This is a genomic window from Actinoallomurus soli (genome assembly GCF_024055715.1).
Lineage (GTDB): Bacteria > Actinomycetota > Actinomycetes > Streptosporangiales > Streptosporangiaceae > Actinoallomurus > Actinoallomurus soli.
The window spans coordinates 1-13,203 of sequence record NZ_JAMXMV010000010.1; the positions used below are offsets into that span (position 1 = coordinate 1).

Annotated in this window: 13 protein-coding genes; 2 read left to right on the forward strand and 11 right to left on the reverse strand. The window is 74.7% G+C overall.

Annotation, left to right across the window (positions count from 1 at the left end):
* Positions 1–328 precede the first annotated feature (328 nt).
* Together NDW01_RS23840 and NDW01_RS23845 are read right to left on the reverse strand one after the other, a co-directional pair.
* On the reverse strand, positions 329–1,261 hold the full coding sequence (locus NDW01_RS23840) for a sugar kinase (RefSeq protein ID WP_252823566.1): 933 nt from the start codon (positions 1,259–1,261) through the stop codon (positions 329–331).
* Positions 1,258–1,857 carry a bifunctional 4-hydroxy-2-oxoglutarate aldolase/2-dehydro-3-deoxy-phosphogluconate aldolase gene (locus NDW01_RS23845; protein WP_252823568.1) on the reverse strand — a complete coding sequence of 200 codons (600 nt, stop codon included), beginning with the start codon at positions 1,855–1,857 and terminating at the stop codon, positions 1,258–1,260. Before NDW01_RS23845 ends, NDW01_RS23840 begins: the two co-directional genes overlap by 4 nt.
* A 132-nt stretch (positions 1,858–1,989) precedes the next feature.
* Between NDW01_RS23845 and NDW01_RS23850 the strand changes: the two genes are divergently transcribed.
* Entirely contained in the window at positions 1,990–2,685 is a 696-nt protein-coding gene (locus NDW01_RS23850; protein ID WP_252823570.1) for a nucleotidyltransferase domain-containing protein, read from the forward strand.
* 1 nt (position 2,686) lies between these two features.
* On the opposite strand, the gene NDW01_RS23855 is transcribed toward NDW01_RS23850, so the two are convergent.
* Positions 2,687–3,754 carry a PP2C family protein-serine/threonine phosphatase gene (locus NDW01_RS23855; protein WP_252823572.1) on the reverse strand — a complete coding sequence of 356 codons (1,068 nt, stop codon included), beginning with the start codon at positions 3,752–3,754 and terminating at the stop codon, positions 2,687–2,689.
* 143 nt (positions 3,755–3,897) lie between these two features.
* Complete coding sequence (locus NDW01_RS23860; RefSeq protein WP_252823584.1) at positions 3,898–6,219, reverse strand: FHA domain-containing protein; 2,322 nt, start codon at positions 6,217–6,219, stop codon at positions 3,898–3,900.
* 246 nt (positions 6,220–6,465) lie between these two features.
* Here NDW01_RS23860 and NDW01_RS23865 point away from each other — a divergent pair, with 246 nt between their 5' ends.
* Entirely contained in the window at positions 6,466–7,080 is a 615-nt protein-coding gene (locus tag NDW01_RS23865) for an LmeA family phospholipid-binding protein (protein ID WP_252823586.1), read from the forward strand.
* Positions 7,081–7,252: 172 nt separating this feature from the next.
* On the opposite strand, the gene NDW01_RS23870 is transcribed toward NDW01_RS23865, so the two are convergent.
* From NDW01_RS23870 to NDW01_RS23900, 7 genes are all read right to left on the reverse strand, one after another.
* Positions 7,253–8,095: a hypothetical protein gene (locus tag NDW01_RS23870; protein ID WP_252823588.1), complete on the reverse strand. Its 843-nt coding sequence runs from the start codon at positions 8,093–8,095 to the stop codon at positions 7,253–7,255.
* Positions 8,092–8,727 (reverse strand): hypothetical protein, encoded by a 636-nt coding sequence (locus NDW01_RS23875; RefSeq protein ID WP_252823600.1) that lies wholly within the window; start codon positions 8,725–8,727, stop codon positions 8,092–8,094. Before NDW01_RS23875 ends, NDW01_RS23870 begins: the two co-directional genes overlap by 4 nt.
* A complete protein-coding gene (locus tag NDW01_RS23880) occupies positions 8,724–9,833 on the reverse strand; it encodes a glycosyltransferase family 4 protein (RefSeq protein ID WP_252823602.1) in 1,110 nt (369 codons plus the stop codon). Before NDW01_RS23880 ends, NDW01_RS23875 begins: the two co-directional genes overlap by 4 nt.
* Complete coding sequence (locus NDW01_RS23885) at positions 9,833–10,189, reverse strand: hypothetical protein (protein ID WP_252823604.1); 357 nt, start codon at positions 10,187–10,189, stop codon at positions 9,833–9,835. Before NDW01_RS23885 ends, NDW01_RS23880 begins: the two co-directional genes overlap by 1 nt.
* A complete protein-coding gene (locus NDW01_RS23890) occupies positions 10,186–10,911 on the reverse strand; it encodes a hypothetical protein (protein ID WP_252823606.1) in 726 nt (241 codons plus the stop codon). The genes NDW01_RS23885 and NDW01_RS23890 overlap by 4 nt, the downstream gene beginning before the upstream one ends.
* Before the next feature lie 94 nt (positions 10,912–11,005).
* Complete coding sequence (locus tag NDW01_RS23895) at positions 11,006–12,187, reverse strand: glycosyltransferase (protein WP_252823608.1); 1,182 nt, start codon at positions 12,185–12,187, stop codon at positions 11,006–11,008.
* Positions 12,188–12,245: 58 nt separating this feature from the next.
* Positions 12,246–13,202, reverse strand: a complete 957-nt coding sequence (locus tag NDW01_RS23900; protein WP_252823610.1) for an NAD-dependent epimerase/dehydratase family protein — start codon at positions 13,200–13,202, stop codon at positions 12,246–12,248.
* Position 13,203: the final 1 nt, after the last annotated feature.

Genomic DNA, 13,203 nt, shown 5'->3' on the forward strand with positions numbered 1-13,203 from the left:
CCTGACCGCGCGCCCGACCGCGCACCCGAGCCCGGGCCCGCACCGACGCACGCCTGACCGCGCGCCCGACCGCGCACCCGAGCCCGGGCCCGCACCGACGCACGCCTGACCGCGCGCCCGACCGCGCACCCGAGCCCGGGCCCGCACCGACGCACGCCTGACCGCGCGCCCGACCGCGCACCCGGGCCCGGGCCCGGGCCCGCCTGACCGCGCACCCGCCGATCCCGCCGGCCTGACCGCGCACCCGCGCCCGCACCCGCCTGACCGCGTGCCACGCCGGCCCGACCGCGTGCCCCGCCGATCTCGTCGGCCCGCTTCGCGGGAGGGGTCAGCCGGTCGTGAGCAGGCGCTCGATCTCCTCGGCCGTGGCGACCCGGCCGGTGCCGCCCTGCCCGCCGAGACAGATCGAGGCCGCCGCCGCGCCGCCGCGTACGGCCTCCACGAGAGACGCCCCGCGCGCGAGCCGCGCGGTGAGCGCGCCGGCGAAGGCGTCTCCCGCGCCGGTCGCGTCGACGATCTCCGTGGCCGGTACGGCGGGCAGCCACCGCCGGTCCGCTCCGCTCACGAGGTGGACGCCGTCGGCCCCGCAGGTGACCGCGACGGCGGCCGCGCCCAGGTCGAGGCACACGGTGGCGGCGGCTTCCGGGTCGGTGGTGTCCAGCAGGGCGGACGTGTCTGCGGGGCAGGACGGCAGGACCAGCGCGGCCCGGGGCGCGACCTTCGCCAGGACCGCGCGGGCCTCGCCCGGCGTGGTGAGCCGACCCCGGAAGTTGGGGTCGTACACGACCTTCCCGCGGGCCCCCTCGGCCGCGTGCGCCACGGCGGCGGCGCAGGAGTCCGACAGCGCGGCGGTGATGCCGCTCAGCAGCACGGCCCCGGCCGCGGCGACCGGCGCGCGGTCGACGTCGGCCGGGCCGAGCCGGGACGCGGCGCTGCCCGCGCGCAGGTAGGCGAACGCGCGGGTGCCCAGGGGGTCGGCGCCGACGACGTACGCCCCGGTGTGCCCAGGCCCGCGCCACATCCAGCGGGTGTCGACGCCGTGCCGGGCGGCGAAGGCGACGAGCCGGTCGCCGAACTCGTCCTCGCCGGTACGCGTCACGAGGGCGACGTGGGCCCCGGCGGCCGCGGCGGCGACGGCCGCGTTGAGCGCGTCGCCGGAGAAGGAGAGCCGGAAGGTCTCCGCGCTGGTCAGCGGGTCGGCCGCCGAGAACTCGACGAGCGGCTCGCCGATGACCACGACGTCGGGGGCGCCGCCGGTCACTTCGCCGCCCCGAGCAGTTCGCGGACGGCCTTGGCCGGGTCGGGCGACCTGACCAGGTCCGAGCCGACGCCGACGGCGTACGCGCCCGCCTCCAGGTAGGCCGGGACGTCGGTCAGCGCGATCCCGCCGGTGGGCACGATCCGCGCGCCCGGCAGCACCGCGAGGACCGAGCGGAGGTACGCCGGGCCGCCGACGTGCGCAGGGAACAGCTTGGCGATGCCGCGCCCGGCGGCGGCCGCGACCTCACCGGGCGTGAATCCGCCTTCGAGGAACACCGCCCCGGTCTCGGCGGCGACCGCGCGGACGGCCTCGGCCGGGTAGGGGCTGACCAGGAAGTCGGCGCCCGTATCGAGGGCGCGGCGGGCGTCTTCGGCCGTCGTGACCGTGCCGGCGCCGAGGACCGCCGCCGGGTGGGCCCGGCGCAGGCCGGCCAGGGCGTCGGCCCAGCCGGGGGTGGTCGCGGTCAGCTCGATGACGGTGAGCCCGGCGGCCAGCAGCGTCTCGGCCGCCCGTACGGCTCCGTCGGCGTCCGGCGTCCTGAGCACCGGAACGACCCGGCTCGCGCCGATCGCCCGTTCGATCTCCGCTTGATCCATTCGCCGGCGCCTTTCTGTTCTGCCCTGTTCTGCTGGACGGGACGGCGTTCTATAGGACGGATGATAAATCAAGAGACATCGCGAAGGACGGCGATTAGGGTCTCGGCCGTTGACCTACCCCCGGGACCGCCCATGACCGAGATCCTGCTGGCGGGCGTCGTCGGCTCGACCGCGTACGGCCTGGCCACCGCCGGCTCCGACATCGACCGGCTCGGCGTCTTCGCGGCGCCGACCGACACCCTGCTCGGGCTGCGCACGCCGCGCGAGTCGGTCGTCACCACCGCGCCCGACCGGACGCTGCACGAGGCCCGAAAGTGGTGCGCCCTCGCGCTCGGCGGCAACCCGACCGTCATGGAGCTGGTCTGGCTGCCCGACGACCTGTACGAGACACGGACCGCGTTCGGCGACGAGCTGATCGGCATCCGTGCCGCGTTCCTGTCGGCGAAGCGGGTCCGGCACGCCTACCTCGGCTACGCGGACCGGCAGTTCCGCAAGCTGGAGAACCGCGGGGAGGGCGCCTTCGCCGCCGGCGACCGCCGTCGCACGGCCAAACACGCCCGGCACCTGGCCCGGCTCGTCCACCAGGGCCGGGAGCTCTACGCCACCGGGCGGCTGCGCGTCCGCCTCGACGACCCGGACTGGTACCACCGCTTCGGCGACCGCGTCGCCGCCGGCGACCTGGAGGCCGCCCGCCGGCTGCTCGCCGGGGCCGAGGCCGACTTCGAACGGATCCGCACCCCGCTGCCGGACCGCCCCGACGAGGCCCCCGTCGAGGCGTGGCTGCGGGCCGTGCGCGCGGCCCACTACGCGCCCCGGCCGGCTCTGTGAGTCAGCCGGCGGCGGGGCCGGCCGGCCGGCGCTCGATCGCGATCGCGGCCGCGTCGTCCTCCAGATGACCTCCAACATGATCGAGAAGGTCCTTCTCGATCCGCGCGACGATGGCGGCGGGATCCCCGCCCGCCCACCGGCAGAGGCGCTCGGCGAGAGGGTAGAACGTCCCCGTCCGGTCACGGCCCTCGATGATGCCGTCGGTGTAGAGGAGCAGGATGTCGCCGGGTTCGAAGGCGAACGTCGCGGGCAGGTGGGCGTCGACGCCGAGTTCGCCCAGCCCCAGCGGCGCCCCCGGCTGCTCCGGCCCCAGGGTCAGGACCCGGTCTCCGCGCAGCAGCAGCGGCGGTGGATGACCGCAGTTGACCACGCGGACGACCGATTCCGTGTCGGGGATCTCGACGATCGCCGCGGTGACGAAGCACTCCGCGGCATCGAAGTTCGTCTCGGACAGTTCGGCCAGGTTCCGGCAGACGCTGGCCTCGAGGTGGTCCGCGAGGTCCGGGAGGCTGGAGTGACGGTGCGATGCCTCACGGAAGGCGCACAGGAGCACCGCCGCGTCGCTGACCGAGGCCAGGCCCTTCCCCCGCACGTCACCGATGATCAGGCGGGTGCCGCCGACCGTACGCGCTGCGGCGTACAGATCACCGCCGATCCGGGCCTCGGCGGCGGCGGCGAGGTACATCGACGCGATCCGCAACGACCCGATCCGGTGCGGCAGCGGACGCAGGATGACGTGCTGCGCGACCTCCGACACCGACCGGACCTCGCTGAGCTGCCGCTCGTGGCGCTCGCGCAGGTAGCAGAACGCCACCACGAACGCCGAGACCACCAGCAACGTGATGATCTGCACCTGATGGTTCATGGTGCCGATGCCGCCGTGCAGGAAGGCGATCAGCACCTGCGCCACCACCGCCAGCGCGCCGATCGCCCCCGTCATCACGGGACCGCCGAACGACGCCGTGAGCGCGGGCGCCACGACCAGAAGCGGCCCCAGGTGAACACTGGTCGGAGACAGGATGTCCACCACGCTGATCAGCACGATGAGCGCGACCGGCACGGCCACCATGGCCTGACCGGGCCGCCATGACGCAAAGACTTGGCGCACGTGGCCGCCGCGTCTCACGTTCCCAACCTACCCCCGGCGAGCCGGACGTCAGGGTCTGCCGTCACAGCCCGCGGCGGGGCCGCTCCCCCGGCCTTCGCCCCCGGTCAGAGGCGGGTCCGGCGGCCCGGGCGCAGGCGTTCGAGGCGCCACCAGGCGACGATGACGAACACCAGCCCGAGACCGGCCAGCACCCCCATGTCGGTGCCCCAGGTGGTCGCGTCGGGGTGCCAGAGCCGGTCCACGATCGGCTTGTGCGCCAGGTGCGCGAGGTCGACCGTGGACGCCGCCGCGCCCAGGCCCCAGCGCGACGGCGTGATCCAGGCGACCTGCTCCAGGCCGGCCTTGCCCTGCAGCGGCATGAGGGCGCCGCAGAGGATCACCTGGGCCAGGGACAGCAGCACCAGCAGCGGCATCGTCTTCTCCGACGTGCTGACCGCCGCCGACACCAGCAGGCCCATCGCCATCGACACGACCGCCAGCCCCGCCATCGCCAGGATGAGCTCCGGGTACGGCGAGGTGAACGCGCCGTGCGCCGGCATCGGGCGGAACGCCAGGCCGATGAGGACGAGCAGCACCGCCTGCACCCCGGTGATCAGGCCGAGGATGAGGATCTTCGACAGCAGGTAGATCCCGGCGGACAGCCCCGCCGCCCGCTCCCGCCGGTAGATCGGGCGTTCCTTGACGAGTTCGCGCACGGAGTTGGCGGCCCCGACGAAGCACGCGCCGATGACGAGGGTCAGGAGCACCGACGCCGCGTCGTCGTTCTCACCGGGATCGGTCAGCCCGTGCGGCGCCGGCATCGCCCGGATGAGCAGCCCGACGACCAGCGGCAGCACCGCCAGCACGGCCAGGTAGCTGCGGTCCGAGCCGATGACCGCGGTGTAGCGGCGGCAGAGCGTGCCGAGCTGGGAGATCCTGCCCTGCCGCCGGGGCGGCGGGGCCGGCTGCGGCGGCTCCGGGCGGTGCACCTCGGCGTCGCCGTCCAGGCCCGACAGGACGTAGCGGGTGTACAGCGGCGCCATCCGGAACTCGGCGGCCCAGTCGCGGTCGGGCTCCCGGTCGAACGCCTGGAAGACCTCGGCCCAGCTCGCCTTGCCGAAGAAGCCCAGGCCCTCCGCCGGCGGGCCGTAGTAGGCCACCCGGCCGCCGGGGACGAGGACGAGCAGGCGATCGCAGGTGTCCAGGTTCGCGACGCTGTGCGTGACCACGACGATCGTCCGGCCGTCGTGGGCCAGGTCGCGCATCATCTCCATGACCGACTTGTCCAGCCCTGGATCCAGGCCGGACGTGGGCTCGTCGAGGAACAGCAGCGACGGCTTGGTCAGCAGCTCCAGCGCGACGCTCACCCGCTTGCGCTGGCCGCCGGACAGCGCGTCGATCCGCGTCTCCGCGTGCGGGGTCAGGCCGAGCTCCTCGATCACCTCGTCGACGCGGCGGTTCCGCTCCGCCGCGACCGTGTCGCCGGGGAACCTCAGCTCCGCCGCGTACCGCAGGGCCCGGCGGGTGGCCAGCTGAGTGTGCAGGATGTCCTCCTGCGGGACGAGGCCGATCCGGTGCCGCAGCTCCGCGTAGTGGCGGTACAGGTCACGGTTGTCGTATCGGACACCGCCCTCGGTCGCCGGGCGGGTTCCGGTCACCGCGCCCAGCAGGGTCGACTTGCCGGCGCCGCTGGGGCCGATCACTCCCACCAGGCAGCGCTCGGGGATGGGGAAGCCGACGTGGTCGAGCAGGACCTTCCCCTTGGCGGTCCGTACGGTCAGGTCGTGGGCGACCAGCGACACGTCGCCGGTGTCGATGAACTCCCGGAGTTCGTCGCCGACGAGCCGAAAAGTGGCCCGCCCGATCCCGACGATGTCACTTTCGGTGAGCGGCGCCGAGGTGATCCTTTTTCCGTTGACGAATGTCCCATTGTGGCCGCCGAGATCAACGATCTCGTGTCGGCCGTCGGCCCTTTTCCGCAACTCGGCGTGATGGCGGGAAACGATCAAATCGGAGAGGACGATGTCATTGTCCGGAGCGCGGCCGATCCGCAGCGGGCGGGACGGGACGTGAATGACGGAGGTCGGCGCGCGGTCCACGCCGATGCGCGAGTCGAGCGCCGGCGGAACCGAACAGGCCACCTGCGGGCCGCTGTCGGCGTTGCCCAGCCGGAAGACGATCTCGCCCTCGATGCCGGCGCGCCGGACCCGCCGCGAGCCGGCGAACGTACCGTTCGTACTGCCTAAGTCCTCCAGGAGCCAGCCCTTGTCGTCGGTGCGGAGGACGGCGTGCCGCCAGGACACGCGGGGATCGATGATCGGGACGTCGGCCGCCGGATCACGGCCGACGGAGTACTGGCCCCCGGGCTGCAGTCTGCGGACGGCCTCCTTGGTCCGCACGACGAGAGCCGGCGGGGCCATCGACGAGACAAAGCCCTCGGCCGCCATATCTCGGCAGTGTAGATCGGAAGTCATGAAACGCCCATGACTTCACCATCACTTCGACGTCAAACCATTGACTACTTCCCCGTCGTGGAATTTGCTGAGGGCCATGGCGACCCCCACCACGGTCTAATGAGCGCGGACGAAAGCGAATGGACCCGCCCGGACGGCCTCCCGCCGCGCCGCCCGGGCGGCCTGCGCCGGAAACGACGCCGCCCGCGGCCATTGATCATCGTATTGATCATTCTTCTCGTGCTGCTGGGTCTCCTGGTGGGCCTCGACCGGTTCGCCGCCGCGTACGCCGAGAGCCGCATCGCCGGGGAGGTCCAGAAGCAGGGGTTCGGCGCCCGGCCCGACGTCACGATCGACGGCTTCCCCTTCGTGACCCAGGTCCTGAACCGTCACTTCCCGCACGCCCGCATGACCGCACGCAACGTACGGGAGGGGCCGGTCACCCTCAGCCTCGTCCAGGGGGACGTGCGCGACGTGCGCGTCGACTCCGGATTCGCCAAGGGCACCCTCGGCAGGGTGGACGGCACCGCGACCATCGGCTTCGGCGAGCTGGCCAAGGCCGCCGACCAGCCCGGCGTACGGTTCACGGCCGACGGCCCCGACAAGGTGAAGGGGGACGTCGACCTCGGCATCGGGTCCGGGACGGTGGTCTGGCAGGTGACCAAGGTCGGCCCGGACCGGATCCGCGTCCACCCGCTGTCGGCCGAGGGGTTCCCCCTCTCCGACCTGGACGAGGACCTCGACTTCACGGTGCCGGTCGGCGGACTGCCGCTCGGCCTGACGTTCCAGAGCCTGTCGGTCACGAAGAAGGGCGTCGCGCTGCACATCTCCGGCGCGCACATCGCCTTCGGCTGAGCCGCTTCGAGGCCACCCGCCGGTCGAGACGCGGACGCGATGCCGCGCGCGTCGGGCTGCCGCGCGAGGCCTTGCGCCGGTCGAGACGCGGACGGAATGCCGCGTGCGTCGGGCTGACCCGCGCGAGGACACCCGCCGGATGGGCGCGGGCGGGGAGCTCACGCGCCGGGACTCACGCGCCGGTCGAGGCGCGGGCGCGGGCGGCGCGGGCGTACTGGTCGTCGAAGCGGCGCGGGAACGGCAGCATCCGGTGCCGCTCCGGCCAGCGTGCGAGCTGGCGGACCGCGTTACAGCCCGCCGCGGTGACGACCCGGTCCACCCGGGCGAACAGCGGCCACGCCGGGTAGACGTCATGGTGCGCGACCCCCGGCGGCAGGCTGTCCGGGCGGCTCGGCGACACCAGCGTGAACCCCGGTCGCGCGCCCTCGATCGCCGCGACGTCCAGCGCGTACGAGACGAGCTCCGCCACCTCGGCGGGCGGCCCGGAGTGCACGATCAGCCATCCGCCGGGCGGGACGGCGACGGCGGGCTCCGGCTCGGGCGGGTCGGCCAGCGTCAGCGGCGCGACGGCGGACGACACCGCCTCCAGGTAGGCGCGGTGCGCCCCGCCGACCGGCTCGACCAGCCGGGTCTCGGCGAACTCGAGAGGGTCGGCGGCGAGCAGCGGCCGGTAGGCGTCCCAGCGCAGCAGGCGGGCGAGGTGGACGACCCGGGTGCCCGCCGGGACGACGGCGGCGCTCAGCTCGCCGGACAGCCCGGCGGGGAACGCGTCGACGACGAACTCGCGCGGCCGCAGGCCGGCCAGGGTCGCCCCGACCCAGCACGCGAGCCCGTCCCGGTCCAGCCCGGCGGGCGCGGACAGCACCCGGTGGCCGGCCACGACCCGCGGGTCACCGGCGAACGGCGAACCGGTCAGGATCGTCACCGGCTCGCCGGCCACTCCACGCGTGTGCAGGTAGGCCCGGATGCGGGTGAGGTGCCCGAGCCCCCCGCCCTGCGCGTAGCAGACGATCAACTCTGGGCCGCCAGCGCGGCGGCCAGGACGGCCCGCAGGTCCGGCGGCACCTCGCGGCACAGCAGGACCGCCAGGCCGGTGCTCGGCGCGGCGCCGGAGCGGGCGACCGTCGCGCCGGCCGCGGTCTCGACCTTCGCGCCCTGTTCCTCCGGCCGGACGTCGCCGACCTCCGTCTCCCCCTGCTTCACCTTGATCCGGCCGTCCGCCTCGCGCCGGAACTCGTACCGCGTGTCGGACTCGCCGCGCCGGATCCGCACCCGGTCGGCCGCCACCTTGGCGCGCCACAGCGTACGTCCGCCGATGTCCTTCAGCTTGACGCCGTCGGCGGCGGACCTGACCACGGCCACCACCCGGCCGCCCTCGGCGTACCGGCCGTCCGTGCCGGTGATGGTGACCGGTGCGCCTCCGAGCCTGCTGGTGATCCGGGTCGTGACGCCGGCGGTGTCGACGGTCAGGAGCGGGCCGCCCGCCGCGGTGGTGACGCGCAGGTAGGCCGGTGCGGCGGACGCGGTGGTCGGCGCCGGCGGGGCGGTCTCGCGCTCGCCGCTCCCGCCGCTCCCGCCGCCGGAGCAGCCGGCGAGCAGCAGCGCCGTCGCCGTCAGCGCCGCAGGGCCCCGCATCGTACGGTTCACGCCGGTGTCCCCTCGGTCTCCGTCAGTACGGCCAGGTAGCCGGCCGTCTCCGCCTCCGGGGTGAAGTCCCGGCGCACGCGCTCGCGCGCCGCCTCGCCCCGCTTGGCCAGCTCCTCATCCGTCGCGCGGGCCGCGCGGTCGACGGCGGCGCGGCAGCCGTGCGGGTCGCCCGCGCGGAACGTGAAGCCGATCTCCTCGTCGGCCAGGTCGGCCAGGCCCCCGGCGTCGGAGGCGAGCAGTGGCAGCCCGAGCGCGGCCGCCTCCAGCGAGACGTTCGGCAGCCCGTCGTAGAACGAGGGCAGCGCGACCAGATCGCAGGACGCGTACACGCCCGGCAGCTCGTACCGGTCCAGGAACGGCATCCGCGTGTGCGGCACGCCGGCCAGCCGCGCCTCCATGCCCTCCTCGACCTCACCGACGAGGAGCAGGTGGAACGCCTGCGCGTGCCCGGAGGCGGCCAGCGCGTCGAGCAGGAAACCGACGCCCTTCTTGTTCTTGAGCTGCCCGATCAGGCCGAGCACGCGCCGCCCGGGCCCGACGTGGGCCGCCCGCCACTCCCGCGCGCGGGCCCGCTCGGAGGGCAGCACCTCCCAGTTCGCGGTGTCGATGCCGTTGGCCACCCAGGTCACGGTGGCACCGGGGACGAGCGCGGACACCAGCGGGCCGTGCGACCGGGCGACGACGCAGACGCGGGCTGAGGCGCGCAGCGCCGTCAGCAGCGCCTCGCGGCGGCGCAGCGAGAAGACCCCGGTGTCGAAGTCGTTGCCGCGCAGCAGCGTGATCAGCGGGGTGCCGAGCCAGGCCGCCAGCACCGGCGCGCCGAGCATGCCGTACGTGCCGCCGAACGCGACGACGTGGGTGTACTCCTCACCTGCCAGCTCGGTCCACAGGCGGCGCAGCGCGTGCTCGGGATTGTCCTCCAGCGGGACGACGAGCAGCCGGCCGCCGGCCTCGCGGTCCACCTTCCAGGGCCGCGGCCGGTGGCTCAGGTGCGCGACGTCGATCTCGACGCCCGCCGCGCGCAGGCCGCGGACGATGCGGTCGCACGACTCCGCCATTCCGCCGCGGCTCGGCGGATAGTGCTCGGTGATCCACAGGACGCGCATCAACTGTCGACCCAGTCGTTCCCGTCGTCGCCGTCGAAGCCGTCGCCGTCGTATCCACCCAGGTCGAAGCCGTCTCCCCCGTCGAACTGGCCCCGGTCGTAGGAGTCGAACCATGAGTACCAGACCGCGTCGTTGTACATGCCGGAGCTCTGTTCGTAGTAGCGGCGGCGGTAGCCGCGCGCCCATCCGGGGTGGAAGGGGTCCGCGTAGGCCTGCGCGGCGGCGCACTCGGGGCACAGCCCCTGAGGGTCGACGTGCCGGGCGCAGACGGGCCGGCCGCAGCGGCACACGGTGACCGACGGCCGGCCGCACCGGCCGAGCACGAAGAAGCCGGTCGTCACGGCGCAGGGGTTCACGCGGTCCTCCTCTCCGCCGCGGGCGGCGTCCACCGGAACGGCTCGGTCGCCACCGCCAGGACCCACTGCAGCTGGTCCTGCTCGGTGGGCGCCGGGCCGAGCTTCGTCGTCGCGCTGATCACCGTCCGCTTGCCGGGCTTGACCCGTACGGCGAGGGTCCGCGGCGGCGGGGTGTCCGGCCGCCGTACGTCCTGGCCGGGCTGAAGTGTGCGGCGGGCCGTGATCCGCTGGACGGCCTTGCTCTTGGTCTTGTGCTTGTGCTTGCCGCGCGGGTTCACCTTGTGGATCTTGCGGTAGCGGACCCGGTCGGTGACGGTCAGCTCCAGGACGCTGCCGTCCCGCAGCTCGGCCCGCACCGCGAGCCAGGGGTCCAGCGCGAACCACTCGGTGATGCTGCGGATCGGCTTGCGGACCGGGAGCTGCCGGCTCGGCCCGGCCTTCTCCGGCACCTGGGGGCCGCGCAGGTCGGCGGTGATGCCGATGGCATCGCCCGGCGCGACGTCCTCGCACAGCACCCTGATCAGCGGGACCAGTACGGCGACCGTCCGGTCCGGCAGGCGCCACTTGCGCCGCTTCACCGTCTCGGCGTGCCGGGCGAGGCTGGCCACCACGGCGTCCCACTCCGCCGGCGGGAGCGTGACGGACGCGGTGCGCTGCCAGACGAGTCCCTGGTGCACCGGGTGGAATCGCTCGATCGCCGCCCGTGTCTTCCGCCAGAACATGGCCGGACAATATCAATCGGTTATCGCCCGAGATAAGCCTCAAATGGCACTCTCCGCCTCCACCGTTCGGGTCAGCGGCGCACGACAGGAGGCGTCAGGCGGGAGGCTCAAGAGAGTCGTACACCTGCGACAGCCGGGAACGGGACGCCGCCCAGGTGAAGTCCTCCCGGATCCGATGCCGTCCGCGTTCGCCCATCGCTCGGGCGGCGTCGGGGTACTCCAGCAGGACGCGGAGCACGCGCGCCAGCTCGGCGGGCCGGTCCGGGGCCACCAGCCGGCCGTGCTCCCCGTCCGTCATGATCTCCCGGACGGCGGGCAGGTCGGAGGCGACCACCGGGACTCCCGCGGCCATCGACTCCAGGATCTTCAGCGGCGCGCAGCCCTGGTCGAGGTTGCGGGCGCAGGCGGTCAGCGGCGCGACCGAGATCGCGGCGCCCGCCAGCCAGCCCGCCACCTCCGGGTGCGGGAGCGTGAACCGCCAGAGCAGCCGGTCCGCGACACCGACGCGCTCGGCGAGGCGCCGCAGCGGGCGGGCCCGGCGTTCCGGCACCGACGAGCAGATGACGAGCCGCAGGTCGGTCAGGTCCGCGAGCCGGGCGAACGCCCGCAGCAGCACGTCGACGCCCTGCCACGGCTGCAGCGCCCCGACGTAGACGAGGTAGCGGTCCGGCGCGTCGTGCGGGCGGGGCGCGGCCGCGGGCACGTCGGCGCCGTTCGGCACCAGGTGGATGTTCGCCTCGGGGACGCCCCGGCGGGCCAGCGCCCCGGCGATGACCCGTGAGGGCACCACGACCGCGTCGGCGCCCTCCAGGCAGAGCCGCTCCAGGTCCGCGATCTTCGCCAGAGTGGCGGGGATGACCGACGGGCGGGTGTGCGCGAGCTCGACGGACGGCAGCCCGTTGACCTCGTACACCACACGGTGGCGCCGGCCGGGGAGGGTGACCACGGGCAGCGCGCTCCACGGATCGCGGACGTGGCAGATCCGCAGGGTCTCCCGGTGCGGCTCGACGTGCGCGGCCACCCAGCGGGAGTACGCCTCGGCGCGGTCCAGGAAGTTGGGGATCTGCGCGCCGAAGCGCGCGATCTCGATGCCGCCGGCCTCCCGCTGGTAGCGCGGCAGCGGTCCGCCGCCGAGCACGCCGAGCAGCCCGCCGCCGAACCGGGCGAACAGCTCGGCCGCCATGTGCCCGATGTGCACGGCCGACCCCTTGCTCGATGGGAAACGGTCGAAGGCGAAGTAGGCGGCGCGCACGGCCGCCGGTGTCGCGGAGGTCATCCCGCCCGCTCCGTGCGTTCGCGGCGCCGCGGCGCGTACGCCCGCCGGCCTCCGGGGCTCATCGCGGCCGCTCCGTACGCTCGCGGTGCCACCGGACCTGGTCGGCCAGGCCCTCGGCCAGCCCGATCCGGGCGGACCAGCCGAGGAGACGCTCGGCCCTCGCGGTGTCCGCCCACGTACGGGTCGCGTCGCCGGCCGCCGGAGCGTACGCGCGCACTCGCGGCCGTACGCCCAGCAGGCCGGCGAGCAGGTCGATCGCGTCCCGGACCGTGGCCGGCTCGGGATGGCCGACGTTGAGCACGGTGCCCGGCGGCAGGTCGGCGCCGGCCGCGGCGAGGGTCGCGGCCGTGACGTCGGCGACGTGGGTGAAGGCGCGCGACTGGCGGCCGTCCCCGAAGACCGGCAGCGGCCGGTCGCGCCGGGCCGCCTCGACGAACCGGTGGAAGGCCATGTCGGGGCGCTGGCGCGGGCCGTAAACCGAGAAGTAGCGCAGGGTCACCGCCGGCAGCCCCTCCTCCACCGCCTGGGCGGCGAGGCGCTCGACGGCGACCTTGCTCCGCGCGTACGGGCTCGCGGGACGCGGTGGATCGTCCTCCCGGTGCGGGCGGGCCCCGGCGGAGCCGTACACCGAGGAGCTCGACGCGACGATCACGCGCGGGCGGCGGCCGGGCGGAGCGCCCAGGCAGGCGGCGAGCAGCCGCCGTGTGGCGGTGACGTTGTCGCGCTCGGTGGCCGCCTCGCCGGCGCCCCAGGAGCTGCGCACCCCGGGCCGGCCGGCCAGGTGGACGACCGCGTCCGCGTCGGCGAGCTTGGTCAGGTCGTCGGCCGCCAGGTCGGTCTCGACGAGGGTGACGCCGGCCCGGTCGGCGAGCGCCGCCCACGTTGCCCGAGCGGCGTCCGGCGCGGCGGACCGGCAGAGCGCGTCGACGGCGAGCACCTCATGGCCCGCCCCGGCGAACGCCTCCGCCACATGGCCGCCGACGAACCCGGCCGCTCCCGTCACCACCACCCGCACG